Origin of the sequence: Pseudonocardia ammonioxydans, assembly GCF_900115005.1 — a bacterium.
Lineage (GTDB): Bacteria > Actinomycetota > Actinomycetes > Mycobacteriales > Pseudonocardiaceae > Pseudonocardia > Pseudonocardia ammonioxydans.
On sequence record NZ_FOUY01000026.1, the window covers coordinates 76,963 to 103,285 of the forward strand.

Consider the following 26,323-nt stretch of genomic DNA (forward strand, 5'->3'; position numbering starts at 1 on the left):
GGTGACGGTGGCCGCCGGCCGGGCCGTCAGGACACGATGTGCTCGGGCCGGATCGGCACCCGGCGCAGGTCCTTCCCGGCGGCCGCCCGGATCGCCGCCGCCACCGCGGGCCCGCTGGAGATGGTCGGGGGCTCGCCGACCCCGCGGACGCCGTACGGGGCGTGCGGGTCCGGGTTCTCCAGCACCTCGATCCGCATCGGCGGGGTGTCGAGCACGGTCGGGATGAGGTAGTCGGTGAACGACGGGTTGCGCACCTGCCCGTCGGTGACCAGCACCTCCTCCATCAGCGCCAGGCCCATCCCCTGCACCGACCCGCCCTGGATCTGGCCGAGCACGGCGTCCGGGTTGATCGCCTTCCCGACGTCCTGCGCGGTGTCCAGGGCGATCACCTTCACCAGCCCCAGCTCCACGTCGACGTCGACGACCGCCCGGTGCGCGGAGAACGCGTACTGCACGTGCGCGTCGCCCTGCCCGGTCTCCGGGTCGGGCTCCACGGTCGGCCGGTGCCGCCACTCGGTGGTCTCCTCGACCGGGCTGTCGCCGAGCACGTCGGCGAGCCCGGCGAGCACCTCGCCGCCGGCCGCGACGACCTTGTCGCCGTCGAGGCGCAGCGACGCCGCCGGCACCCCGAGCGTGCCCGCGGCCCGCTCCAGCACCCGTGCCCGCACCAGCTCGCAGGCCGCCCGCACCGCACCGCCGGTGACGTAGGTCTGCCGCGACGCCGACGTCGATCCGGCCGACCCGATCGCGGTGTCGGCCGGCTCGATCACGACCCGGCTCACCCCCAGCTCGGTGCGGGCGATCTGGGCCTGCACCGACACCAGCCCCTGGCCGACCTCGGCCGCGGCGGTGTGCACCGAGGCCACCGGCTCGCCGGCGGTCACCGACAGCCGCACCCGGGCCGTGGAGTAGTCGTCGAACCCCTCGGAGAACCCGATGTTCTTGTACGTGACCGAGTAGCCGATCCCGCGCCGCACGCCCTCGCCGTGCGTGGTGTTCCCGACGCCGCCGGGCAGCCCGAGCAGGTCGGTCCCCCGCTCCCCGGGCAGCGGCATGTCCCGGACCCGGCGGATCAGCTCCGCCACCGGTGCCGCGGAGTCGATCGTCTGCCCGGTGATGTTCGGGTCGCCCTCGCGCATCCCGTTGCGCGCGCGCAGCTCGACCGGGTCGGCCCCGACCCGCTCGGCGAGGGCGTCCATCAGGTACTCGTGGGCGAACGCGGCCTGCACGCAGCCGAACCCGCGCATCGCGCCGCACGGCGGGTTGTTCGTGTACACCCCGCGGGCGACGAGCTCGACCACCGGGAACCGGTACGGGCCCAGCCCGAGGGTGCCGCCGTTGCCGACGACGGCGCCGGTCGACGACGCGTAGGCGCCGCCGTCGAAGGTCAGCTCGGCCTTCCCGTAGCGCAGGGTGCCGTCGTCGTCGGCGCCGAACTCGTACCGCAGGTGGGCCGGGTGGCGGTGCACGTGCCCGAAGAACGACTCCTCGCGCGAATAGCTCATCTTCACCGGCTTGCCGGTGCGCAGCGCCAGCAGGCACGCATGGACGTGCATCGACAGGTCCTCGCGGCCGCCGAACGCACCGCCGACGCCGGCGAGGTGCAGCCGGGCGGCGTCCGGGCCGATGCCCAGCACCCGCTGCACCTGCTGCTGGTCGGTGTGCAGCCACTGGGTGGCGACGTAGAGGTCGACGCCGCCCTCGCCGTCCGGCACGGCCAGGCCCGACTCCGGGCCGAGGAACGCCTGGTCCTGCATGCCGACCTCGAACTCGACCGACACCACGACGGGCGCGTCGGGGACCGGGCCGCCGCGCCGGACGGGTACCTCGCGGACCAGGTTCCCGGTGGGGTGCGACGGGTGCAGCAGCGGTGTGTCCGGGTCCAGCGCGCGGCGCGGGTCGGTCAGCGCGGGCAGCACCGCGTACTCGACGACGATCTCCGCGGCGGCCCGGCGGGCCGTCTCGGGGTGGTCGGCGGCGACCAGCGCCACCGGCTCGCCCTGGTAGCGCACCACGTCCTCGGCGAGTGCAGGCTGGTCGGCGTGCTCGAGCCCGGTCCGGTTCACCCCCGGCACGTCGGCGGCGGTGAGCACCGCGAACACCCCGGGCCGGGCCAGCGCCGCGGTGGTGTCGATCGCGACGATCCGGGCGTGCGGGTGCGGGCTGCGCAGGGTCACGCCCCAGCACATGTCCTCGTGCCACAGGTCCGAGGAGTAGGCGAACTCGCCGGTGACCTTGAGCGTGCCGTCCGGGCGCAGTGGACTGTCCCCGATCCGGCCGGTGGTGGCCGAGGTGCGGTCGCCGGCGGCGGGCCGCGGTGTCGTGGCAGGCGTGGTGGTGGTGCTCATGAGGCCTTCTCCAGCAGGTCGCGGTGCACCGCCGCACAGTCGGCGGCGACGGCATCGGTGTCCACGGTCAGCATCCGGTCGTGCTCGACGACAGCGCGGCCGCCGACCAGCAGCAGCTCCAGCGGCGGCGGTGAGCCGAGTACGAGAGCCGCGACCGGGTCGGCGACGTCGGCGTGGGCGAGCCCGTCGATCCGCCACAGCGCGAGGTCGGCGAGCTTGCCGGGTTCGATCGAGCCGATCTCGTCGTCGCGCCCGAGCACCCGGGCACCGCCGAGGGTGCCCATCTCCAGGGCGTCGCGGACGCCGAGCGCGGTGGGCCCGCCGACGGCCCGGGCGAACAGCAGCGAGTGGCGGACCTCGTCGAGCATCGCGGCGGACTCGTTCGACGCCGCCCCGTCCACCCCGAGCCCGACGACCGCGCCGGCGTCGCGCAGGTCGCGGACGCGGGCGATGCCGGCGCCGAGGCGGCCGTTCGACGTCGGGCAGTGCGCGACGCCGCTGCCGGCGGCACCGATCGTGGCGACCGCGGCGTCGTCGAGGTGGATCCCGTGTGCGAACCACACGTCCGGTCCGGTCCAGCCCAGGTCGGCGACGTACTCGGTCGGCGTGCACCCGAAGCGCTCGCGGCAGAAGTCCACCTCGTCGCGGGTCTCGGCCAGGTGGGTGTGCAGCCGGACGCCCAGCTCGCGGGCCAGGTCGGCCGAGGCCCGCATGAGCTTGCCGGTCACCGAGAACGGCGAGCACGGGGCCAGCGCGATCCGGACCATCGCCCCCGGCGACGGGTCGTGCCAGCGGGCGACGGCGTCGGCCGAGGCCGCCAGGACGTCGTCGAGGTCCTCGACGACGTGGTCCGGCGGCAGCCCACCGGCGCTCTGCCCGAGGTCCATCGACCCGCGGGTCGGGTGGAAGCGCAGGCCCACGTCACCGGCCGCCGTGACCAGCGCGCCGAGCAGGTCGCCGCCCTCGCGCGGGAAGACGTAGTGGTGGTCGGTGGAGGTGGTGGCGCCGGAGAGCGCCAGCCGGGCCAGCGCGCCGGTCGCGCCGGTGCGCACCGCGCGCTCGTCGATCCCGGCCCAGACCGGGTAGAGCGTGCGCAGCCACTCGAACAGCGTCGCGTCCACGGCCAGGCCGCGGGTGACCCACTGGTAGAGGTGGTGGTGGGTGTTGACGAGCCCGGGGGTGAGCAGGCAGCCGCGCCCGTCGACCACCCGGTGTTCGCCGTCCGGCCGCGGAGCCGGGCCGGGCCCGACCGCGACGATCCGGTCGGCGTCGATCAGGACGTGCCCGCCCGGGTACTCCTGCCCGGTCACCGTGACGACGTGCGCGCCCTCGACGACGATCATCGCAGGTCCCCCGTCGCCCCGGTCCGGTCGGTGTCGACGCTCCGCACCGTGCCCATGCGTGCTCCGCTGGCGCTGCGCACGGTGTCCATGCGTGCTCCGCTGGCGCTGCACACGGCGTCCAGGATCTTCTCGTACCCGGTGCAGCGGCACAGGTTCCCGGCCAGCGCCTCCCGGATCTCCGGGTCCGACGGCGAGGGGTTGCGCTCGAGCAGGTCGTGGGTGCTCACGATCAGCCCCGGGGTGCAGAACCCGCACTGCACGGCGCCGTTCTCGACGAAGGCGCGCTGCACCGGGTCGAGGTCGCGGTCCTCGCCGGAGCCGTCCGCGAGCCCCTCCACGGTGGTGACCTCGCGCCCGCCCGCCTGGCCGGCCGCGACCAGGCAGGAACACACCGGCGTCCCGTCCAGGTAGACGGTGCAGGAACCGCACTCGCCCTGCTCGCAGGCGTTCTTCGCGCCCGGCAGGCCGAGCCGCTCGCGCAGCACGTACAGCAGGCTCTCCCCGGGCCAGACGTCGTCGGCCTCGCGGGGGCTGCCGTTCACGGTCAGCTCGATGTGCATCAGGCTGTCCTCCCAGTCCTCTGCTCGGTGCTGCGGTGGGCGTCCCACGCCCAGGTCAGGGTGCGGCGGGCGAGCACGGCCAGCACGTGCCGGCGGTAGTCGGCGCTGCCGCGGACGTCGTCGATCGGGGAGGCGGCGGCCCGGACGCGGTTCCCGAACTCGGTGACCAGCGATTCCGGCAGCGGCCCGCGGGAGCTCCACAGCCCGGCGGCGGCGAGCTCGCCGGACAGGAACTCCTCGGCGTCGGTCGCCCGGCGCGGGGTCGGCGCCGCGGACCCGATCCCGGTGCCGACCCGGCGCTGCTCGGGGTGCAGGGCCAGCGCGAAGGCGGTCACCGCGATCACCATGGCGTTCCGCGGGCCGATCTTGGCGAACTGCTGCGGCCCGGTCGCCGGTGCGACGTGCACGGCCGCGATCAGCTCGTCCGGCTCCAGCACCGAGCGCTTGGGCCCGGTGAAGAACTCCGCCACCGGCACCCGGCGCACGCCCCGCACGGAGGCCAGCTCGACCTCGGCGCCGGCGGCGAGCAGCGGCGGGTGGCAGTCCCCGGCCGGGGACGCCGAGCCGAGGTTCCCGCCGGCGGTGCCCCGGTTGCGGATCTGCGGCGACCCGACGGTGCGCGCCGCCATCGCCAACCCGGGGAGCTCGCTGCCCAGCTCGGTGATCATCCGGGCGTACGGGACGCCCGCCCCCAGCCGGACCCGGCCGTCGACGCGGTCGACCGCGGCGAGCTCGGGCACCCGGGTGAGATCCAGCAGTGCGGGTGGACGCCGGCGGTCGAAGTTGACCTCGACCATCAGGTCGGTGCCCCCGGCGACCGGCACGGCCTCCGGGTGCGCGGCCTTGACCGCCAGCGCCTGCTCCCAGCTCGTCGGGACGTGGAAGTCCGGCGCATCCAGTGTCATGCCCATGATGCAACCGCGTCGGCGTCACGGTCAGAATGCGCCGCGGGGACAAATCGTGTCCCCGCTCACCTCGACTCGTTGTAGGTTCCTCCAATGATGCTGTCCGAGCTGGTCGCCCGGCGCGAGCTCCGGCTGCGTGTGCTGCACGGTTCCGCGGCCGCGCTGGACCGCTCGGTGCGCTGGGTCTACACCACCGACCTGCCCGATCCCTCGCGCTACCTCGGCGGCGGCGAGCTGGTGATCTCCGGGCTGGTGTGGCGGCACGACGCCGCCGACAGCGAGCGGTTCGTCGCGGCCGTCGCGGCGGCCGGAGCGGCCGCGCTGGCGGCCGGCGAGGCGGTGTTCGGGGACGTCCCCGACGACGTCGTCGACGCCTGCCGCCGGCACGACCTGGTGCTGCTCGCGGTGCCGGTGGACGTGTCGTTCGGGGCGGTGACCGAGACCGTCGTCGGCGCGCTGTCCGCCGCCCGCGGCGACCGGCTCGCACACACCCTGGGCCGGCACCGGCGGCTGCTCGCCGCGTTCGCCGAGGGCGCCGGGCTCACCGACCTCGCCGGGTCGGTGTCGGCCGGCACCGGCCTGACCTGCCGGGTCCTCACCGCCGGTGGGGGGCTGCTGGCCGGCCCGCCGCTGCCCGCCGAGGAGCGCGACGGCGTGGTCTCGGCGTTCCTCACCGCGGAGCGGCTGCCGGTGACGGTGCCGGGCCCGCCCGGCCGGCACCTGCTCGTCCCGGCCGCGCCCGGGACCACACGGACGACGAGCTGGCTGGTCGCGGCCGAGCTCCCGCCCGGGCGGGAGGCCGACACCGAGGCCGTCGACGCCGTCGGGGAGCTCGCGGCCATCGCGGCGCTGGACCGGTCGCGGCGCCGGGAGGGCGCCGCGGTGGCCCGCTCGATCACCGACGACGCCCTCGCCCGGATCGCCGCGGGCGAGGGGGACCGGCCGGAGACCCGGGTGCGGCTGCACCAGGCCGGGGTGGAGCCGGGCGGCACGCTCGTGGTGCTGGTGCTGCGGGCCGACGACGACCCGGACCCGGCCGGTACCGCCTACGCCCTGCTGGTGGACGCCCTGGCCGGGGCCGGGGCCGGTCCGGCCGCCGTCGGGGTGCACGGCGGGGCTGCCGTCGCGGTCCTCGCCGTGCCCCGCACCCCGGTCGCGGCCCGCGGCTCCGACCCCGGCTCCGGGCCCGGCAGCGGCACCGGATCCGGCAGCGGCACCGGGCCCCGCAGCAGCACGGGGCCCGGCAGCAGCACGGGGCCCGGCAGCAGCACCGGGCCCGGCAGCAGCACCCGATCCGGCAGCAACACCGGGCCCGGTAGCGGCACCGGATCCGGCAGCGGCACCCGATCCGGCAGCGGCACCGGATCCGGCAGCGGCACCCGATCCGGCAGCGGCACCGGATCCGGCAGCAACACCGGGCCCGGCAGCGGCTCCGGGTCCGGCAACAGCCCCGCGCCCCGAACCGGCACCGGCCACGGCATCGGCCCCGAGGGCCAGGACCCGGGCCCCGGAGGCGGACGACCGGACGCCGGCGACCCGGTCGCCGAGGTCCTGGCCGCACTGCACCGGCTGGCCCCGGGCCTGGCGGGGCGGCGGCTGCGCGCCGGCGTCTCCCACCCGTCGTCGGCGGACGCACTCTCCGGCGCCCTCGGCGAGGCCGGGCACGCGGCGGAGCTGGCCGCCACCCGGCCGGGAGCGGTGGCCTCGGCCCGGGCCGGGGAGATCACCTCACACGTGGCCTTGCTGGCCGGGGTGCCCGACGACGTCCGCCGCGGGTTCGCCGCGCAGGTGCTGGGCCCGGTCCTGGAACACGACGCCCGGTCCGGGGCCGGGCTCGCCGAGACCCTGACGACCTTCCTCGACGAGTCCGGGTCGTGGAGCCGGACCGCCGCGCGGCTGCACCTGCACGTCAACACGGTGCGCTACCGGATCGGGCGGATCGAGGAGCTCACCGGGCGGGACCTGAGCTCGTTCACCGACCGCGTCGACTTCTACCTGGCGCTGCGGTCGCGCTGAACCGCCCTCCCGGCCGGGGCGCCGGGCCGGGGTCAGCGCACGAGGTCGTCGAACCGGTGCCCTGCCACCTTCGCGATCTCCACCAGCGCCGCGGCGTGCTCCTGTGCCGGCGGGTGGGTGAGGCGGCGCCGCGCGCACGCCAGCAGCGCGGCCCGGTCACCGGCGTCGCGCAGGCAGACGATCAGCGGGAAGCCGAACCGCTCCCGGTACGCCGTGGCCAGCCCGGCCAGCTCGGTCCGGTCGTCGGCGTCGAGCAGGGCGAGGCCGGCCCGGTCGCGCGACGCGATCCGCACCGCGCCGGCCCCGGTGACCGCCGAGCCGTCCGTGCCGGCACCGGCGCGGGCCGGGGCGTCCCCGGAGCGTGCCCGGTCCCGCCCGGCCGGCCCGGTGTCCGGCTCCGGCGCCGTCACGAGCCCGCCCAGGTCCGGGTAGTGGGCCATCAGCTCCCGCTGCTCCCCCACCGGCGCGGCGAACAGCTCCTCCTGCAACGCCGCCCGCAGCTGGGCCGGGTCGTCCGACGGCCCGCGGGCGTGCACCCGGGCCGGCACGTCGGTCGGCCCCTCGAACAGCCCGCCGAACAGGCCGGCGAACTGCGCCCGGTCCATCCCGGCGATCTGCGCCGCACCGACGGTCGTGTCGGCGGCCGGGGTCGGGGCGGGTTCCTGCACCGGGGACCTCCGTCCGGTGTGGAAGAACAGCAGGTTCAGCCCGATCGCCACCACGCTGCCCGCGGTGATCCCCGAGCCGAGGACGATCTGGGCCCAGCCGGGCAGGGCCGTCGCCACGTCCGGCTCCACGGTCACGAACAGGGCCACCCCGAGCCCGGAGCCCACCACGACGACGTTGCGGTGGTCGGTGAAGTCCACCTTGGACAAGGTCTGGATCCCGACGACCGCGACCGTCGCGAACATCGCCAGCGCGGCCCCGCCGAGCACCGGGTGCGGCACCGCGGCGACCAGCGCACCCGCCTTCGGGACCAAGCCGATCACGATCATGAAGACGCCGGCCGCGGCGACCACCCACCGGCTCGACACCCGGGTCAGCCGGACCAGGCCGACGTTCTCGGCGAAGCAGGTGTACGGGAACGAGTTGAGGACCCCGCCCAGCGTGGTGGCGGCGCCGTCGGCACGCAGGGCACGGGCCACGTCGTCGCGGCCGACCTTCTTCCCGACGATCTCGCCGGTGGCGAACACGTCCCCGGTCGTCTCGACCGCCGTGATCATCATGACGACGATCATCGACAGGGCCGCGGCCAGCGAGAACTGCGGCCATCCGAAGTGGAACGGCGTCGTCACGCCCACCCAGGCCGACTCCCCCACCCCGGACAGGTCGACCAGCCCGAACGGGACCGCGGCCAGCGTGCCGAGCACCAGCCCGGCCAGCACCGCGACCGTGGCGAGGAACCCGCGGAAGATCCGCTGGATCAGCACGATCACGGCCAGCGTGCCGAGCGCGAGCCCCAGGTACACCGGGTTGCCGGGGTCGGGGGCGTTCGCCCCACCGACGGCGTCGGCCGCCGCGACCGGCAGCAGCGCGAGCCCGATCACCGTGATGACCGTGCCGGTGACGACCGGCGGGAAGAACCGCAGCAGCCGCGCGACGTAGGGGGCGGCGAAGAACGTGACCAGGCCGGCGACGATCACCGCACCGTAGATCGTGGTCAGCCCCTCGGTCCCGCCACCGGCGGCGAGCCCGATCGCGATCATCGGCGACACCGCGGTGAACGTGACGCCCTGCAGCAGCGGGAGCCGCACGCCGATCCGGCGGCCGAGCCCGACCGACTGGATGATCGAGGCGATGCCGCAGGTGAACAGGTCCGCGTTGATCAGGTGGATGAGCTGGCGCTCGTCCAGCCCGATCGCGTTGGCCAGCAGGATCGGGACGATGACCGCGCCGGCGTAGAACGCCAGCACGTGCTGGATCCCGTAGACGGCCAGCCGCCCGGGTGGTGGCACGGCGTCGACGGGATGGACGGGCTGGTCGGGTTCGGCGGACGGGCGACGGCGCGGGACGCGCAGCGGACTCATCGGGGGCCCCTCGTTCTGGACGCCCGGCGGACACGGCCGGGGCGGCGGTCGGGCGGACTGCCGCGGCGGACCCCGCAGCGGTGGCTGCGGGGCCGCCCACGGCGTGGCCGTCGGATGCGACCTGCATCACCATGCGCCCGCCGCCCTCGCCCCCGGCACGGGCGGCGACGACAACACCACCCGCGCCGGGGACCGGCGGATTCGTGCGATCCCACAATCGACCGGCGCGCACCGCCGTCCGGAACGTGCGCCGGCTCCGCCCACCGGGGCGGCTCAGCGCTCCGGGGCGCCCCGCTCCGCCGGAGCGGACTCCGCCGTGGCCGGCTGCCGCTCACCGGCCCCGGCCTCCTGCGGCGCGTCGCTCGTGTCCGACGGCCCGGCCACGTCCGCCGGCCCAGCATCCTCCGCGGAGCCGCGCAGCGCCGGGTTGATCCGGACCGCGACGAGGCTGGCCACCGTCGTCACCGCGAGCACCCCGACGATCACGCTCAGCGACAGGGCGATCCCCACCTCCGGCACCGGCACCGGCTCGCCGCCGTTGAGGAACGGCAGCTCGTTCTCGTGCAGCGCGTGCAGCACCAGCTTGACCCCGATGAAGGCCAGGATCACCGAGAGGCCGTAGGACAGGAACACCAGCTTGCTCAGCAGCCCGCCGATGAGGAAGTAGAGCTGGCGCAGCCCCATCAGCGCGAACGCGTTCGCGGTGAAGACCAGGTACGCCTCCTGGGTCAGCCCGAAGATCGCCGGGATCGAGTCCAGCGCGAACAGCAGGTCGGTCATCCCGATCGCCAGCATCACGATCAGCATCGGGGTCACCCACCGCCTGCCGTCGATCCGGAGGCTGAGCCGGGCGCCGTGGTAGTCGCGGGTGACCGGCAGCACGCGGCGCACCACACCCACGATCCGCGGCTCGGTCCACTCCTCGTCGTCGCCCCCGAGGCCCTGGCGGACCATGCTGAACGCCGTCCAGATCAGGAAGGCGGCGAAGATGTAGAAGACCCAGCTGAAGGCGTTGATCGCCGCCGCACCGACGGCGATGAACGCGCCGCGCATCACCAGCGCGATGAGGATCCCGACGAGCAGCACCTTGTGCTGGTGCTCGGCGGGCACCGAGAACGCCGTCATGATCAGGACGAAGACGAACAGGTTGTCGACCGACAACGAGTACTCGGTGATGTAGCCGGCGAAGAACTCCCCGGCGTACGTGCCGCCCGCGAACGCCCACACGCCGAGTCCGAACAGGACGGCGAGACCGACGTAGAGCAGGACCCATCGGGTCGCTTCGCGGACCGAGATGACGTGCGGCTTGCGCCCGACGACCAGCAGGTCGAGCAGGATGATGCCGAGCAGACCGCCGAGCGTGGCGAGCCAGACCCAGGTGGGGACGACCACGGAGACCTCCGGGTGGTAGGGACGAGCTACGACCCCAGGTCTCCCCCGCCGGCCGGGCGCCGGCCCCTGACACCGGGTCCGGCCGGCGGGAGCCGGCCGGACCGTGCTGACGATGTCACGGCGTTACGGGGTACTCCCCTGTGGACACTGCACCGGTGCGACGCACCGGATCGTTGCGATGGCCCGGTCAGCCCCCCTTCCCCGCGCGGGAGGCGGCGCCGGTGCGCCGGCGCTGCTTCGCCTCCTGCATCTGCTCGGCCTCGCGGGCGTAGGTGTGGAACAGCTGGTGGGCGATCGGGTTGTGGGCCTTGATCCGCAGCAGCCAGCGGGGCGCGAGCCGCTCGTTGAGCCAGACGAACCCGACGGCGAACCCCAGGCTCACCAGGCCCTGGTAGGCGAGGAACCCCCACGGGTCGGCCGGCGGGGCCGGGGACCCGCCGAGCAGGGCCGGGGTCCACGTCTCGTGCAGCAGGCGGGCCAGCGGGAACCCGATCATCCAGTAGACCGCAGCCGGGGCGAACACCCCCAGCCGCACCCGTCCCGAGGCGACCAGGAGCCCGTAGCCCCCGCCGAGCAGCGCGATCGGCAGCCCGAGGGTCACCGCGGACATCGCCGCCCAGCCGACGGGCTGACCGACCATCGCGGCCAGCCCGGCGACGACCAGCCCCGCCACCGCCCCGCTCGCCAGAGCGGGGACGGCGACCTCGGCGAGAGCCCGGATCCGGGACGGGACCATCAGCTCACCACCACGCCGAACCGGACCAGGCTGTAGAACAACATGCCCAGGTAGAACACGGCACCGAACCCGATGACCACGTTGGTCCACAGCTTCGGCCGGATCGGCTTGGGCAGCATCCGGTTGTTCACCAGCAGCAGGACCACGCAGTAGGCGCCCATCGCGAAGGTGGACAGGAACGCCAGGATGTCGAGGATGCCGGCGGGGCCGTCGGCCGGCCCGAACAGCAGGATGACGATGCCGAAGGCGATCACGCCCCAGAGGAACAGCGCATACAGGTGCGAGATCTTGAACCGGCGCGCCCCGGGGACGAAGAAGTAGGCCATGTCGGCCTGCCCGCGGGAGAACGAGTCGAACAGCCCGAGCGTGGCGTTGAGCCCGATCAGCGCGATGAAACCGAGGAAGAGCCCGCCCAGGGCCGGGGACCCGGCCGCGGCGAACGAGTCGGACATCGCACTGAGGGCCGCCTCCCGCTCACCCTCCCGCAGCAGGGTCACCACGTCCGGACTGGTCCGGGCGGCGGCCTGGGCGAGGATGGTGAACGAGATCGTGACCAGCATGGTGATGCCCCAGAAGAGCAGGATCGCGTCGAAGGTGATCCAGCGCCGCCACCCCTTCCACTTCTGCATCTCCTCCGGGTCCTCGGTGTCGAACATGAACCCGCGCGAGGGCATCGCCTCCTCCTCGCCCGCGTGCCGCAGCCCGCGGATCTTGGGGATGTGCGCACCCATGCCGGCGCCCTTGTCACGCAGCTGCAGCGTGTTCCACATCTGCTGCATGCCCGACGGGCCGGCGAACGCGATCGACCCGACGATGACCGGGAACCAGGCCGGCGACAGCGCCTCGGCGGGCAGGTAGCCGAAGGCGAACATGCCGGTGATCGTGGTGGACAGGTCGTTCCAGGTGCCGACCAGCGAGGCGATCACGGCGGTGCCCACGACGAGCACCCCGATCAGCAGGCCCAGCAGGGACTCCAGCAGCGGATAGATGACCTTGGCGAGGCTGAACACCACCCCCACCAGCAGCATCCCCAGCACGCCCGTGACCTGCCACGGCACGCCGGTGAGGCTTTCGAAGGCGAGCGCACCCGCGGACAGGTGCCCGGGCCAGATGTAGATCAGGATCGCGGCGACGAAGAAGAACCACATCAACGGTTTGAACACCCGGGCGGCACCCATGAAGATGCTCTCCCCGGTCGCCATGGCGTAGCGCGACATCTCCAGCAGGACGATGGCCTGCAGGGTCACGCCGATCAGGAACAGCCAGCGGATCTCCGGCCCGAACAGCAGGACCAGGCGCGGCCACATGTAGGCCTCGCCCATGCCCACGCCGAGCGCGACGAGGAAGACCGTCGGGCCCAGGATGTGCACCGAGGGCGGGGCTTGCGGGAGCTTGCGGATCGGCATCGGCTCCAGGCCGCCCGCGTGCCACACCCGCTGATCGGTGTCGGGCGCGGTCTGCGCGGCGCTGTCCGGGAACTCGGCCTCGGGGTGGTCTTTGGAAGTCGTCATTGACTCTCCTGGATGGGGCAAGCGGTCGACGTGCGGCCTTCCGTTCGGACCTCCTTCCGGTTGCGGCGTGCGGACCGGTGAGCGGTGGGCGGGCCTGCCGCCCACCGCTCACCGGCGCACGGGTTCGAACTTCTCAGACCAGGCCGGCGGAGCGGGCCCAGCGGTACTTGGCCCCGAGCACGGCGACCGGCCTCTCGGTCGTGTACGGGTAGGCGACGACCCCGTTCCGGAACAGGTGCTCGCTGGCCTCCTCGACCTCGGTGTCGCCGGCGAGCGAGGCCACCACGGGCTTGTCGATGCCCTGGGCGCGGGCCTCCGCCACGACCCGCGCGGTCAGCTCCGCGAACACCATCGGCGGGGTGACGATGGTGTGCCAGTACCCGAGGATCAGGGCGTGGATCCGCGGGTCCTCGAGGCCGAGCCGGATCGTGGCCTCGTAGGTGCTCGGCGGCTCCCCGCCGGTGATGTCGATCGGGTTCCCGGCCGCGCCGAACGGCGGGATGAAGGCCCGGAACGACTCGTCGAGGTCGGGCGGGATCTCCATCAGGCTCAGGCCGTTGTCCACCACCGCGTCGGAGAGCAGCACCCCGGACCCGCCGGCCCCGGTGATGATCACGACGTTCTCGCCCTTCGGCGTGGGCAGCACCGGCAGGCCCCGGGAGTAGTCCAGCATCTCGTTGAGCCCGGGGGCCCGGACGACGCCGGCCTGGCGGAGGATGTCGTCGTAGATCTTGTCGTCACCGGCCAGCGCTCCGGTGTGCGACCCCGCGGCGCGGGCTCCCATCTCGGTGCGCCCGGCCTTGAGGACCACGACCGGTTTCGTCGCCGTCACCCGCCGGGCGGTCTCCACGAACGCCCGCCCGTCCTTGAGGTCCTCGAGGTGCATCGCGATGCAGCTGGTGTTGTCGTCGCTCTCGAAGTAGGTCAGCAGGTCGTCCTCGTCGATGTCGGACTTGTTGCCCAGCCCCACGATCGCCGACACACCCATCCCGGTCGTCCGGGCGTAACCCAGGATGGCCATCCCGATGCCCCCGCTCTGCGAGGTCAGCGCGACGCCACCCTTCACGTCGTAGGGCGTGCAGAACGTAGCGCAGAGATCCTGGTGTGTGGAGTAGTAGCCGTAGATGTTCGGCCCGAGCAGGCGCACGCCGTGCTCGCGGGCGGTGTCGACGAGCTCCTGCTGCAGATCGGCGTTGCCGGTCTCGGCGAAGCCGGACGGGATGAGCACCGCGGCCGGGATCCCCTTGCGGCCCACCTCGGCCACCGAGGCGACCACGAACTTGGCCGGCACCGCGAACACCGCGACGTCGACCTCGCCGGGGATGTCGGCAACGCTCGGATAGGCCGTGCGGCCGAGGATCTCGTCGGCCTTCGGGTTGACCGGGTGGATCTCGCCGGCGAAGCCCCCGTCGACCAGGTTCCGCATCACCGAGTTGCCGATCTTGCCCTGCTCGGCGGACGCCCCGATGACCGCGACCGAGCGCGGCTGCATCATCCGGGTCATCGTCGCGAGGATCTCCTCGTCGGTGTAGCGCACCGGTTCGGGGACCCGTTCGGTCTCGAGCAGGATCCGCACGTCGGCCGCCGAGGCACCGTCCGGCCGGGCGAACACCGGGTTGAGGTCCAGCTCCCGGACCTCGGGGAAGTCGGTGATCAGGTCGGAGACCCGCCGGATCATGCCGGCGAGCGCCGCCGCGTCGACCGGTTCGGCACCCCGTGCCCCGCGCAGGACCTCGGCCGCCGCGATGTCGGAGAGCATGGTGCCCGCCGTCGCGTCGTCGACCGGGGCCAGCCGGAACGTCACGTCCTTGAGGACCTCGACCAGGATCCCGCCGAGCCCGAACACGACGACCTTGCCGAACGTCGGGTCGGTGGTCGCGCCGATGATCACCTCCTGGCCGCCGGAGAGCATCTGCTGGACCTGCACCCCGTCGATCGCGGCGTCGGCGGAGTAGGCGCGGGCGTTCTCGACGATCTCGGTGTAGGCCGTGCGCACCGCGTCGTCGCCGTGGACGTCGACGCGGACCCCGCCGGCCTCGGTCTTGTGCAGGATGTCCGGGGAGACGATCTTCATGACGACCGGCCCGCCCATCCCGGCGGCCAGCCGGACCGCCTCGTCGGCGGAGCCGGCGAGCCCCTCGCCCGGGGTGGTGATGCCGTAGGCCTCGCAGACGAGCCTGCCCTCGGGCGCGGTGAGCGAGGACCGGTCCTCCGCGCGGACCTTGTCGATGATCTCCCGGACGGTCTGGGTGTCGTAGGCCATCAGATGACTCCGTTCGACTTCAGCTGGGCGTACTCGTCGGCGTCGATGCCCAGCTCGCGCCGGTACACGTCCTCGTTGTGCGCGCCGAGCAGCGGCGAGCTGTCGACCTTCACCGGGGAGTCGGAGAGCTTGATCGGGCACCCGACCGTCTTGAACGAGCCGCGCTGCGGATGGTCGACCGTCACGATCATGTTGTTGTCCGCGAGCGAGGCGTCCTCGATGATCTCCTTCGTGGACAGGATCGGTCCGCAGGGGACGTTGTGGGCGTTGAGCTGGGCCAGCACCTCCCACTTGTCCAGGTTGATCGACCACTCCTCGATCATCTGGAACATCTTGTCCAGCTTGGACAGCCGCGCCTGCGGGGTGGCCCACTCCGGGTCCTCGGCCAGTTCCGGACGGCCGATCAGCTCGCTGATCGGTGCCCACCCGGTGGGCTGGACGATCACGTAGACCCAGTCGTTCGGGCCGCCCGGCTTGCACCGCACCGCCCAGCCCGGCTGCCCGCCGCCCGAGGCGTTGCCCGAGCGGGGCACCTCGTCACCGAACTCGTCGTTCGGGTACTCGGCCAGCGGTCCGTGGGACAGGCGCTGCTGGTCACGCAGCTTGACCCGGCACAGGTTGAGCACCGCGTGCTGCATCGCGACCGTGACCCGCTGGCCGCGGCCGGTGGTGGTGCGCTGCACCAGGGCGGCCAGGATGCCGGCGACGGTGTGGATGCCGGTGCCGGAGTCACCGATCTGGGCACCGGTGGCCAGCGGCGGCCCGTCGGCGAAACCGGTGGTGCTCATCGATCCGCCCATCGCCTGGGCGACCACCTCGTAGGCCTTGTAGTGGGTGTAGGGGCCCTCGCCGAACCCCTTGATCGATGCGTAGATCAACCGTGGGTTGAGCTCCTGCAACCGGTCCCAGGTGAATCCCATCCGGTCCACCGCACCGGGGCCGAAGTTCTCCACCATCACGTCGGAGGACCGCACGAGATCGGTGAAGATCTCCTTGCCGCGCTCGCTCTTCATGTTCAGGGTGACGCTGCGCTTGTTGCAGTTCAGCATCGTGAAGTAGAGGCTGTCCGCGTCCGGCACGTCGCGGAGCTGGCTCCGTGTGATGTCCCCGGTGGGGGCCTCGACCTTGACCACGTCCGCGCCGAGCCAGGCGAGAACCTGGGTCGCCGACGGTCCGGACTGGACATGGGTCATGTCCAGGACCCGGATCCCTTCCAGTGCGTTGCTCATCCCGCTGGCCTCCTTGCCACGCCGGTGATCACTTGTCCGCTGACGCTCACGTGCTCGCCGGCGATCACTTGTACATCGTCTGGTTCATGGTTCCGGGGGCGTAGACGTCCGGGTCGACCCAGACATTGATCAACGAGGGCTTGCCGGACTCGCGGGCGCGCTGCAGCGCCGGCGCGATGTCGGCGGGGTCGCGGACCTCCTCGCCGTACCCGCCGAGCATCCGGGCGAACTGGTCGTAGGGCACGTCGCCGAGGGTGTTGCCGACCCGGGCGCGGTCCTCGCCGTACTTCTGCGCCTGCCCGTAGCGGATCTGGTTCATCGACGAGTTGTTCCCGACGATGCCGACGAACGGCAGGTTGTAGCGCACCAGGGTCTCGAAGTCCCAGCCGGTGAGGCTGAACGCGCCGTCCCCGAACAGCGCGACGACCTCCTTGTCCGGGCGGGCGTGCTTGGCCGCCAGGACGAACGGCACGCCGACACCGAGCGTGCCCAGCGGGCCCGGGTCCATCCAGTGCCCGGGCGCCTTGGGCTGGACCACCTGACCGGAGAACGTGACGATGTCGCCGCCGTCGCCGATGTAGAGCGAGTCCTCGGTGAGGAACTCGTTGATCTCGTGCACCAGCCGGTACGGGTCGATCGGCGAGCTCGTGGAGTGCTGGCGGGGCAGCCGCTTGTGGTAAGCGGTGTCCTCGACGTCGCGGAGCTCCTGGATCCAGGCCCGCCGGTCGCGCCGTGCCGACCCCGAGCTCGCCGCGGTGACCGCGGACAGCACGGTCCCCGCGTCGCCGACGATGCCGAGGTCGATGTCGCGGTTCTTGCCGACGGTGCGGTAGTCGAGGTCGATCTGGACGACCGTCGCGGTCGGTGACAGCCGCTTGCCGTAGCCCATCCGGAAGTCGAACGGCGTCCCGACGACGATGATGAGGTCGGCCTCGGTGAACGCGTGCCGGCGGGCCAGCTGGAAGTGCATCGGGTCGTTCGGCGCCAGCGTGCCGCGCCCGGCGCCGTTCATGAACGCGGGTACGCCGAGCTCGCGCACGAACTCGACCGCCGCGTCGGTGGCCCGGCAGGTCCACACCTGGCTGCCCAGCAGCACACACGGCTTCTCGGCGCGCGCCACGAGCTCGGCGAGCTTCTCGATCGCGGCCGGGTCGCCGAGCGCGTTGCGCGAGGCGCGGTAGTGCCCGGCCTCCGGGAGCCGGGCCTGCTCGAGCGGGACGCTGGCGTCGAGCACGTCGCGCGGGATCTCCAGGAACGACGGGCCGGGGGCGCCGGCATAGCACTCCCGGAACGCCATCGAGACCAGGTCGGCGGCGCGGGCGGTGCTCGGCACGCTGGCCGAGAACTTGGTGATCGGCGCCATCATGTCGACGTGCGGGAGGTCCTGTAGGGACCCCATCTTGTGCTGGGACAGCGCCCCCTGCCCGCCGATCAGCAGCATCGGGCTCTCGGCGCGCAGCGCGTTCGCCACGCCGGTGACCGCGTCGCTGGTGCCGGGCCCGGCCGTTACCACGGCGCAGCCGGGGGTGCCCGTGATCCGGGCGTAGCCGTCGGCGGCGTGTGCCGCCACCTGCTCGTGACGGACGTCGATGACCGAGATGCCCTCGTCCACGCAACCGTCGTAGATGTCGATGATGTGGCCGCCACAGAGGGTGAAGATCGTGTCGACTCCCTCGGCCCGGAGCGCCTTGGCCACCAGGTGACCACCGGAGATGGTCGGCCGGTCGACCATCGAGCCGGCGGCGTCCTGCTGGACGGAGTTGCCGCGGACTGTCTGGGTCATGGAGGTCATCTCCTCGTCGTCGGTTGCGCGGATCCCGGTATGCACCGGAGGACGTGGCCGGTCGCTCGCCGACCGCTTCCTCGTTCGTCGATCGACCCGTTGCCTGTCGAATCCATACTGCATACCGTATGGGCCACTTTCCTACTACGCCTGCGGGTGCTTGTCCAGGCCACCGTCTCAGATTCGTATACAGTATGGGAGGCCCTGATGAAGGTGCATCGATCCGACGGGACACGGGAGGTCCGGGACTGGCGGGGCCGCCGGTACCGGGTGGGCGAGGACGCCCGTGCACTGCTGACCGGCTGGCCACGGGCCACGATCCTGTGGCAGGCGGGCATCGCGATGGCCGCCATCGGCGTGCTGCAGTACGGCTACGGCGCCGCCGTGCCCGCCCTGATGGCCCGCAACGACTGGACCCTGGCCGAGGCCTTCCTCCCGCTGGCCGGCTGGACGGTGTTCCAGGCCGGCGTCGGGTTCCCGATCGCCTACCTGCGCCAGCGCGGGTGGCTCGGGCCGCGGGTCCTCATGCTGCTGGGCGCGATCCTCTGCGAGGCGGGCCTGCTGACCCTGGCCCACGTGCCGGGGACCCTCGGGGTGCTGCTCGGCTACTCGATCATCGGCGGTACCGGCGCCGGGCTGGTGTACGCGGTCGCCACCTCGACCGTCGCCCGGTGGTACCCGGAGCGCAGCGCTTCGGCGGTCGGCACCGTGACCGGTGCGTTCGCCTACGGTTCGGTGCCGGTCGTGGTGGCCTCGGTCATCGCGCTCGACGCGGCGTCACTGCAGCCGGCGCTGACCGTCGCCGCGGTCGTGATGTTCCTGCTCATCGCGGTCGGGGGGCTGCTGTTCGTCGATCCCCCGCAGCGGTGGTGGCCCGGGACGGTGGACCCGCGGCACTGGTCGCTGGGGCCCGAGCCGAACCGGGGCCGTCGCCGCAACCCGCCCGCGGTACGCGAGTTCTCCCCCGAGCAGGCACTGCACACCGGGGCGCTGCCGCGGATGGCCCTGGTGCTGCTCTGCGCCGGGGCGGTGTCGCTGTTCGACGCCGCGTTCCTGGTGGTGCTGGCCGCCGGCCTGGGTGCGGGGTCGGTGCTGGTCGCGCTCGCGGCCGGGCTGCTGGTCGGGATGAACGGGATCAGCCGGGCGATGGCGGTCGGCGTCTCCGAACGGGTCGGACGCTGCCGGGCGCTGAGTCTGGTCCTCGGCATCCTGGCGGCCGGGCAGCTGCTGCTCGCCCTCGCCGTGGGCACCGGTTCGCCCGGCATGCTGGCCGGGGCCGCGGTGGTCGCCGGGCTGGGCGGCGGTGGCTTCTACCCGCTCCTCGCCGGCCTGGCCCGGGAGTACTTCGGGGAGGACAGCGCCGTGGAGGTGCACGGCCTGGTCTACAGCGCGAAGGCCGGCAGCGGGGTGCTGGGCGTCGGGCTCGGCGCGCTCACGGTGGCGACCTGGGGTGCACCGGCCGCGTTCCTGCTCGCCGGTGTCCTCGCCCTCGGGGCCGCCCGGGGGGCGGCGACACTGCGCCGGCCCGGGCTGCCCTTCACCACACCCGCGGTCGCGGGTGCGCTGCCCTGAGCCGGGCCCGGGCCGGGCGGTGCGACAGGACGAGGACCGGCGGGCCGGGTCACCCGGCCCGCCGGCCGCCCTCCCGGGTCACCGTGGCGGCGACCTCGGACACGGCGTCCGTGCCGGCGGTGCCGTTCCCAGCCGTGCCGTTTGCAGCCGCGCCGTCCCCGGCCGTGCCGTCCCCGGTCACGGCGTCGTCCGACGCGGTGTGCTCGAGGTAGGTCAGGCGGGTCTCCTCGGTGTGCCGGCGCATGACCTCGGCCGCGCGGTCACCGTCGCCCGCAGCGATCGCCTCGATCAGCTCGGCGTGCTCGTCCCAGGACTGCGCGCCCCGGTCCCGCGCCACCGGACGGAAGTACCAGCGCACCCGGCGGTCGACCTGCGCGACGAGATCGCGCAGCACGGCGTTGCCGGAGAAGCGGGCCACCGCCGCGTGCAGCCCGGCGTTCGCCTCGACCAGGGCCGCGACGTCGTCGGCCGCCAGCGCGTCGGTGCCCCGGCGCCACCAGTCGCGCAGCTCCGCGATCCCGGCCTCCGACACGTGCGCGGCGGCGAGGCGGGCCGACTCCGTCTCCAGCAGGCCGCGGACGGCGAGCAGCTGGTCGGCCTCGGCCGGTGTCGGCGCGTGCACGAAGGCCCCGTGGGCGGGACGGAGGTCGACCCACCCGTCGGAGTTCAGCAGCTGCAGCGCCTCCCGCACCGGCTGGCGGGACACGCCCAGGCGGTTCGCGAGCTCGGCCTCGACCAGATGCTGGCCGGCCTTCAACTCACCCTCGACGATCATGTCGAGGATCGCGTTGTGCACGCTCTCGCGCAGCGGGACCGGCCGGGCCACCCGCCGGTCGTCGGTCGGCAACTTGGGCATGGACACTCCACGGAAAGAACGCGGACCGCTACCGTGCGGTCACTGGCTACAGCATACAAAGTACGTGCCGACGGGGGCGGACACGCCCGGGTGATCCGGTCCGCACCCCGCCGATGATCACACTCGGACCGCGGTCGGGTGGTGGCTACCGGGCCGGGGCGTCGACACCCGGGCCACCGGCGCGGTCGGATCCGCGCAGGTCGTCCAGCGGGCGGTCGAGCGGCTCGGCGCCGCGCGCACGCTGGGCGTCCAGGGCGGCGGCGAGCCCGAGGCCGAGCTGGCGGCCGTCGGCCGGGAAGCCCTTCGGCATGCGGCGCAGGCCGCCCAGAACGCGAGAGATGACGGACGTGGACATGGTTCCTCGAACCTTCTTTCGGACAGCGGACAGCACGATCACGTGCCGGAGTACTGGATTTCCCGCGCGACGCTGGGCGGAAACCGACCTCGTGGAGCGCTGGTGCGCTCGCCACGGTCGACTGTCTTCAGTATATGACGGTTGGCGCGGCCCGGCCGGTGAGTCCGCTCACGCACGCGTCCCGCCCGGTCCGAGGAGCCCGGGCCGCCCCTGCGGGGCAGCGTCCGGGTGCCTCAGACCGGGGACGCGGCGTTGCTCGCCATGCCGTCGAGCAACGCCCGCGCCGCGGCCCGCAGCCGGGGCACGGCGGCCGCGACGAGGTCATCGGTCATGCGCGTGCTCGGACCCGACACCGAGACGGCCACGAGCACCGGCGCCGCCGGCGCCACGGCCACGCAGCGCACCCCCAGCTCCTGCTCGCCGTCGTCGAGTGCGTAGCCGCGCTCGCGCACCCGCTCCAGCTCCGCGGCGAACGCGACCGGGTCGATGATCGTGCTCTCGGTCTGCGCCGTCATCGCGGTGTGCCGCAGCAGTTCCCGGACCCGCTCGGCGGGCAGGTGGGCCAGCAGCGCCTTGCCGACGGCGGTGCAGTGCGGCGGGACCCGCCGCCCGACCTCGGTGACCATGCGCATGGCGTGCCGGCCGGGCTCCTGGGCCACGTAGACGACCTGGGCACCGTCGAGCACCGCGAGGTTCGCGCTCTCCCCGAGCGCGTCGACCAGCTCCACGAGGCGCGGCCGGGCCCACATCCCGACCAGGCGCCCGGCGCCGTCCCCGAGCCGGACGAGCCGGGGGCCGAGCGAGTACTCGCGGCCGGGCCCCTGGCGGACGTAGCCGCACCCGACCAGGGTCCGCATCAGCCGGTGGATCGTCGGCATCGGCAGGCCGGAGCGTGCCGCGAGCTCCGACAGCGTGCTCCGGCCACCGGCGTCGGCCATCGCCTCCAGCAGCGTCACGGTCCGCTCGACGGCCTGCACGGTCGTGGCGCCACCGTTCGGCGCGACACCGGTGAGCGGCTCGGCCGCCGTCTCACCACCGGAGGCGCCGGACAGGCCGGCGGGCGCGGGAGAAACCCACATCAGCAGCACCCTCCCCGCAGCAGCTGTGGCATACTGTATGCGATCAGAGGCCGTCGAGCGTGTCAAGCGCGGCGGCGCCTCGGTTCACGGCTCGACCCCCTCGACGGGGAGCCCTTGACGCCGCAGCCCCGCGTGTGCTGCTCTTCACACTCCTCATTTCGCGAAATCATTTTTCCGCATCGCGAAATTCATCCTGGACGTCACGTCGTGCTACCTCGGAGGCTCGTGTGTCCCACTCCCCGTCCCCTCCCCCGGCCCCGGTGTCCTCGTCGCCGGTGTTCTCGTCGCCGGTGCTCTCGTCGCCACGGTCGTGGACCGTGAACTGCTCGATACTGCTCACCGACCTGCCCGTACCGGCACGCCCGCAGGCCGCCCGCGACGCCGGCTTCGACGCCGTCGAGTTCTGGTGGCCGTTCGCCGAGGCGGTGCCCGCGGACCGCGACGTGGACGCCTTCGTCCGCGCCGTCGGCGACGCCGGCGTCCGCCTGACCGGACTGAACTTCCCGGCCGGGGACATGCCCGCCGGGGACCGCGGGCTGCTCTCCGACCCGTCCCGCTCCGGGCAGTTCCGCGACGCCATCGACGTCGCCGTCGGCATCGGCGCCCAGCTCGGCACGACCGGGTTCAACGCGCTGTACGGCAACCGCATCGACGGCGTCGCGCCGGCCGACCAGGATGCGCTGGCCGCCGAGAACCTGGCCGCGGCCGGGCGGGCCGCGGCCGCGATCGGCGCCGTCGTGCTGGTCGAGCCGGTCAGCGGGGTGGACGCCTACCCGCTGAGGACCGCCGCCGACGCGGTCGCCGTGCTGGACCGGGTCGGCTCCCCCGACCTGGCGCTGCTGCTGGACGTCTACCACCTGGCCGTCAACGGCGACGACGTCGCCGCCGCGATCGAGCGCTACGCGGACCGGATCGGTCACGTCCAGATCGCCGACGCGCCCGGCCGCGGCGAACCCGGCACCGGCGACCTCCCGCTGGCGGACTGGCTCGACCGGCTCGCCGCCGCGGGCTACACGGGCTGGATCGGCTGCGAGTACAAGCCCACCGGACCCGACCCGTTCGCCTGGCTGCCCGCCGGTGCGCGGGCTGCCTCCACCGTCCGAGCGAAGCTCGCCTAGCGGGCATCGGTACCGAGAGGATCACCATGACCACCATCGCGTTCGTCGGGCTCGGCATCATGGGCAGCCCGATGGCCCAGCACCTCGCCCGCGCCGGCCACGACGTCGTCGGTTTCGACGCCACGCCGGAGAAGGCGAAGCCGCTCATCGACGCCGGCGGCCGGGCCGCGGACTCCGGCCCGCAGGCCGTGCGCGGCGCCGAGGTCGTCGCCCTGATGCTGCCCGACTCCCCCGACGTCACCGACGTCCTGACCGGGAGCGACGGGGTGTTCGCGCACGCGGCCCCGGGTGCCCTCGTGATCGACTTCTCGACGATCCGCCCGGACGTCGCGGCCGGGCTCGCCGCCGAGGCCGCCGCGGCCGGGCTCCGGATGATCGACGCCCCGGTCTCCGGCGGCCAGGCCGGCGCCGAGAACGCCGCACTGTCCATCATGGTCGGCGGCGCGGACGTCGACGTCGCCGCGGCCCGCCCGTTGCTCGACGTCGTCGGCACGACCGTCGTGCACGTCGGCCCGCACGGCGCCGGGCAGACCGTGAAGGCCGCCAACCAGCTCATCGTCGCCGGGAACATCGCCCTGCTCGCCGAGGCACTGCTGTTCCTCGAAGCACACGGCGCCGACCTCCCCGCCGCGGTCGAGGTCCTCGGCGGCGGCCTCGCCGGGTCGGCGGTACTGAACCAGAAGGCGCAGAAGATGCTCGACGGCGACTTCGCCCCCGGCTTCCGGATCGACCTGCACCACAAGGACATGGGCATCGTCATGTCGGCCGCACGGGAGGCGGGCGTGGCGACCCCGGTGGGCGGGCTGGTGGCCCAGCTGGTGGGCGCCACCCGGGCCGCGGGCGACGGCGGGCTCGACCACTCCGCCCTGCACCGCACCATCGCGCGGCTCTCCGGCCGCGGGACCGACACCGACCAGCCCCACGGGAGGCGATGATGCCGACGATGCGCGCCGTCGACGCGGCGGTCCGGATCCTCGAGCTCGAGGGCGTGACCCAGACCTTCGGCGTCCCCGGCGCCGCGATCAACCCGTTCTACTCCGCCATGCGCGCGCGCAATGCCGAGAGTGCGGCCGAGGGCGGCGGGCTCGCCCACGTGCTCGCCCGGCACGTCGAGGGCGCCGCCCACATGGCCGAGGGCTACACCCGCACCCGCGCCGGCAACATCGGCGTCTGCATCGGGACCTCCGGGCCGGCCGGCACCGACATGATCACCGGCCTGTACTCCGCGCAGGCCGACTCGATCCCGATCCTGGCCATCACCGGCCAGGCACCCGTGGCGCGCCTGCACAAGGAGGACTTCCAGGCCGTCGACATCACCGCCATCGCCACGCCGGTCACGAAGATGGCGATGACCGTGCTCGAGGCCGCGCAGGTGCCGGGGGCGTTCGCGCAGGCGTTCCACCTCATGCGTTCCGGCCGTCCCGGACCGGTCCTGATCGACCTGCCCCTCGATGTGCAGCTCACCGAGATCGAGTTCGATCCGGACACCTACACACCGCTGCCGGTGCACCGGCCCGCCGCGACCCGCCGGCAGGCCGCGAAGGCGCTCGACCTGCTGTGCGCCGGTGACCGGCCGCTGATCGTCGCGGGCGGCGGGGTGATCAACGCCGACGCCTCCGACCGCCTGGTCGAGCTCGCCGAGCTGCTCGACGTCCCGGTCGTGCCGACGCTGATGGGCTGGGGCGCGATCCCCGACGACCACCGGCTGGCCGCGGGCATGGCCGGGTTGCAGACCGCGCACCGCTACGGCAACGCCACGTTCCTGGAGTCCGACACCGTGCTCGGGATCGGGAACCGGTGGGCCAACCGGCACACCGGCGGTCTCGAGACCTATCGGCGCGGGCGCACCTTCGTGCACATCGACATCGAACCGACCCAGATCGGACGGGTGTTCGCACCCGACTACGGCATCGTCTCCGATGCCGGTGCGGCGCTCGACGAGCTCGTCGCCGAGGCCCGGCGGCGCCGCGACGCCGGCACGCTGCCGGACCGCACGGCCTGGGTCGCCGACTGCGCGCAGCGCAAGGCCACGCTGCAGCGGCGCACGCACTTCACCGGGACGCCGATCAAGCCGCAGCGGGTGTACGAGGAGATGAACCGGGTGTTCGGCCCGGACACCCGCTACGTCACCACGATCGGGCTGTCCCAGATCGCCGCGGCCCAGTTCCTGCACGTCTACCGGCCACGGCACTGGATCAACGCCGGCCAGGCCGGTCCGCTCGGCTGGACGATCCCCGCGGCGCTGGGCAGCGTCACCGCCGATCCCGACACCCCCGTCGTCGCCCTGTCCGGGGACTACGACTTCCAGTTCATGCTCGAGGAGCTCGCCGTCGGCGCGCAGTTCCAGCTGCCCTACGTGCACGTCGTCGTCAACAACTCCTACCTGGGGCTGATCCGGCAGGCGCAGCGGGCGTTCGACATGGACTACTGCGTGCAGCTGGGCTTCGACAACATCCACACCACGGACGCGGTGGACGGTGACCGCGAACCCGCACCCAAGGGCTACGGCGTCGACCACGTCGTCGTCGCCGAGGGACTGGGCTGTCTCGGGCTGCGGGTCACCGACCCGGAGGAGATCGCGCCGACGCTGCGCCGGGCGTGGACCCAGGCCCGTGAGCACAAGGTGCCGGTGGTCGTCGAGGTGGTCCTGGAGCGGGTCACCAACGTCTCGATGGGCGCCGCCGAGATCGATGCGGTGACCGAGTTCGAAGAGCTCGCGACCGTGCGCGAGCACGCCCCGACCTCGGTCAGCCCGCTGCCGCCCGGCTGAGCGGAGCCCCGGCCGGGTGGCCCCCCGCGTGGGGGCCGCCCGGCCGGCTCACACCGCCTTGAGCTCGTCCATGACGTGCTCGACGGAGCTCTTGGCGTCGCCGAAGAGCATCGAGGTGTTGTCCTGGAAGAACAACGGGTTGTCGATCCCGGCGAAGCCCGACCCCATCGACCGCTTGAGCACGATCACGTTGCGCGACTCGTCGACGTTGAGGATCGGCATCCCGTGGATCGGGCTCGACGGGTCGTTGCGCGCCGCCGGGTTCGTGACGTCGTTCGCCCCGATCACCAACGTCACGTCGGTCCGGGAGAACTCGTCGTTGATGTCGTCCATCTCCTTGAGCGCGTCGTAGGACACATCGGCCTCGGCCAGCAACACGTTCATGTGCCCCGGCATCCGCCCGGCCACCGGATGGATCGCGTACTTCACCGCGACCCCCTTGCTCTCCAGCAACCCGGCC

The 26,323-nt window shown here is 73.4% G+C and carries 20 protein-coding genes; 5 read left to right on the forward strand and 15 right to left on the reverse strand.

What is annotated here, in order from left to right; translation table 11 throughout:
• Window positions 1-26 precede the first annotated feature (26 nt).
• From pucD to BM093_RS22795, 4 genes are read right to left on the reverse strand one after another with little or no spacing between them, the layout of a single operon-like run.
• Window positions 27-2,348 (reverse strand): xanthine dehydrogenase subunit D, encoded by a 2,322-nt coding sequence (gene pucD, locus BM093_RS22780; protein ID WP_093348769.1) that lies wholly within the window; start codon window positions 2,346-2,348, stop codon window positions 27-29.
• Window positions 2,345-3,691: an 8-oxoguanine deaminase gene (locus BM093_RS22785; RefSeq protein ID WP_093348774.1), complete on the reverse strand. Its 1,347-nt coding sequence runs from the start codon at window positions 3,689-3,691 to the stop codon at window positions 2,345-2,347. Before BM093_RS22785 ends, pucD begins: the two co-directional genes overlap by 4 nt.
• Entirely contained in the window at window positions 3,688-4,251 is a 564-nt protein-coding gene (locus tag BM093_RS22790) for a (2Fe-2S)-binding protein (protein WP_093348778.1), read from the reverse strand. Before BM093_RS22790 ends, BM093_RS22785 begins: the two co-directional genes overlap by 4 nt.
• A complete protein-coding gene (locus BM093_RS22795; protein WP_093348888.1) occupies window positions 4,251-5,156 on the reverse strand; it encodes an FAD binding domain-containing protein in 906 nt (301 codons plus the stop codon). Before BM093_RS22795 ends, BM093_RS22790 begins: the two co-directional genes overlap by 1 nt.
• A gap of 93 nt (window positions 5,157-5,249) precedes the next feature.
• Here BM093_RS22795 and BM093_RS22800 point away from each other — a divergent pair, with 93 nt between their 5' ends.
• Complete coding sequence (locus tag BM093_RS22800; RefSeq protein ID WP_093348783.1) at window positions 5,250-7,172, forward strand: PucR family transcriptional regulator; 1,923 nt, start codon at window positions 5,250-5,252, stop codon at window positions 7,170-7,172.
• A gap of 32 nt (window positions 7,173-7,204) precedes the next feature.
• On the opposite strand, the gene BM093_RS22805 is transcribed toward BM093_RS22800, so the two are convergent.
• The 7 genes from BM093_RS22805 to BM093_RS22840 form a co-directional block, all read right to left on the reverse strand.
• Window positions 7,205-9,199, reverse strand: a complete 1,995-nt coding sequence (locus BM093_RS22805) for a solute carrier family 23 protein (protein WP_093348786.1) — start codon at window positions 9,197-9,199, stop codon at window positions 7,205-7,207.
• A gap of 273 nt (window positions 9,200-9,472) precedes the next feature.
• Window positions 9,473-10,591 (reverse strand): TerC family protein, encoded by a 1,119-nt coding sequence (locus BM093_RS22815; RefSeq protein WP_093348793.1) that lies wholly within the window; start codon window positions 10,589-10,591, stop codon window positions 9,473-9,475.
• A gap of 187 nt (window positions 10,592-10,778) precedes the next feature.
• A complete protein-coding gene (locus BM093_RS22820; protein WP_093348796.1) occupies window positions 10,779-11,327 on the reverse strand; it encodes a hypothetical protein in 549 nt (182 codons plus the stop codon).
• The gene (locus BM093_RS22825) at window positions 11,327-12,838 is read right to left on the reverse strand and encodes an Nramp family divalent metal transporter (RefSeq protein ID WP_177238648.1); all 1,512 of its coding nucleotides are present in this window, start codon (window positions 12,836-12,838) and stop codon (window positions 11,327-11,329) included. The genes BM093_RS22820 and BM093_RS22825 overlap by 1 nt, the downstream gene beginning before the upstream one ends.
• Before the next feature lie 133 nt (window positions 12,839-12,971).
• The gene (locus tag BM093_RS22830; RefSeq protein ID WP_093348799.1) at window positions 12,972-15,101 is read right to left on the reverse strand and encodes an acetate--CoA ligase family protein; all 2,130 of its coding nucleotides are present in this window, start codon (window positions 15,099-15,101) and stop codon (window positions 12,972-12,974) included.
• On the reverse strand, window positions 15,101-16,330 hold the full coding sequence (gene frc, locus BM093_RS22835) for a formyl-CoA transferase (protein WP_093348804.1): 1,230 nt from the start codon (window positions 16,328-16,330) through the stop codon (window positions 15,101-15,103). The genes BM093_RS22830 and frc overlap by 1 nt, the downstream gene beginning before the upstream one ends.
• Window positions 16,331-16,394: 64 nt before the next feature.
• Window positions 16,395-18,062: a thiamine pyrophosphate-binding protein gene (locus BM093_RS22840; protein WP_245773729.1), complete on the reverse strand. Its 1,668-nt coding sequence runs from the start codon at window positions 18,060-18,062 to the stop codon at window positions 16,395-16,397.
• A gap of 258 nt (window positions 18,063-18,320) precedes the next feature.
• Between BM093_RS22840 and BM093_RS22845 the strand changes: the two genes are divergently transcribed.
• Window positions 18,321-19,685, forward strand: coding sequence for an MFS transporter (locus BM093_RS22845; RefSeq protein ID WP_177238649.1), 1,365 nt, complete (start codon window positions 18,321-18,323; stop codon window positions 19,683-19,685).
• A 49-nt stretch (window positions 19,686-19,734) separates the two neighbouring features.
• On the opposite strand, the gene BM093_RS22850 is transcribed toward BM093_RS22845, so the two are convergent.
• The 3 genes from BM093_RS22850 to BM093_RS22860 all read right to left on the reverse strand — a co-directional run bounded on the left by BM093_RS22850 (window position 19,735) and on the right by BM093_RS22860 (window position 21,975).
• Window positions 19,735-20,541, reverse strand: a complete 807-nt coding sequence (locus BM093_RS22850) for a GntR family transcriptional regulator (RefSeq protein WP_093348814.1) — start codon at window positions 20,539-20,541, stop codon at window positions 19,735-19,737.
• Between the two features lie 145 nt (window positions 20,542-20,686).
• Complete coding sequence (locus BM093_RS22855) at window positions 20,687-20,896, reverse strand: hypothetical protein (RefSeq protein WP_093348819.1); 210 nt, start codon at window positions 20,894-20,896, stop codon at window positions 20,687-20,689.
• Between the two features lie 233 nt (window positions 20,897-21,129).
• Window positions 21,130-21,975, reverse strand: a complete 846-nt coding sequence (locus BM093_RS22860; RefSeq protein WP_093348903.1) for an IclR family transcriptional regulator — start codon at window positions 21,973-21,975, stop codon at window positions 21,130-21,132.
• A gap of 317 nt (window positions 21,976-22,292) precedes the next feature.
• On the opposite strand from BM093_RS22860, the gene BM093_RS22865 reads away from it, so the two are divergent.
• From BM093_RS22865 to gcl, 3 genes are read left to right on the forward strand one after another with little or no spacing between them, the layout of a single operon-like run.
• The gene (locus BM093_RS22865; RefSeq protein WP_245773726.1) at window positions 22,293-23,093 is read left to right on the forward strand and encodes a hydroxypyruvate isomerase family protein; all 801 of its coding nucleotides are present in this window, start codon (window positions 22,293-22,295) and stop codon (window positions 23,091-23,093) included.
• A 26-nt stretch (window positions 23,094-23,119) separates the two neighbouring features.
• A complete protein-coding gene (locus BM093_RS22870; protein ID WP_093348824.1) occupies window positions 23,120-24,028 on the forward strand; it encodes an NAD(P)-dependent oxidoreductase in 909 nt (302 codons plus the stop codon).
• Entirely contained in the window at window positions 24,028-25,863 is a 1,836-nt protein-coding gene (gcl, locus tag BM093_RS22875; RefSeq protein WP_093348829.1) for a glyoxylate carboligase, read from the forward strand. Before BM093_RS22870 ends, gcl begins: the two co-directional genes overlap by 1 nt.
• A 48-nt stretch (window positions 25,864-25,911) precedes the next feature.
• On the opposite strand, the gene BM093_RS22880 is transcribed toward gcl, so the two are convergent.
• A partial coding sequence (locus BM093_RS22880) for an NAD(P)(+) transhydrogenase (Re/Si-specific) subunit beta (RefSeq protein ID WP_143105489.1) occupies window positions 25,912-26,323 on the reverse strand: 412 nt, incomplete at its 5' end.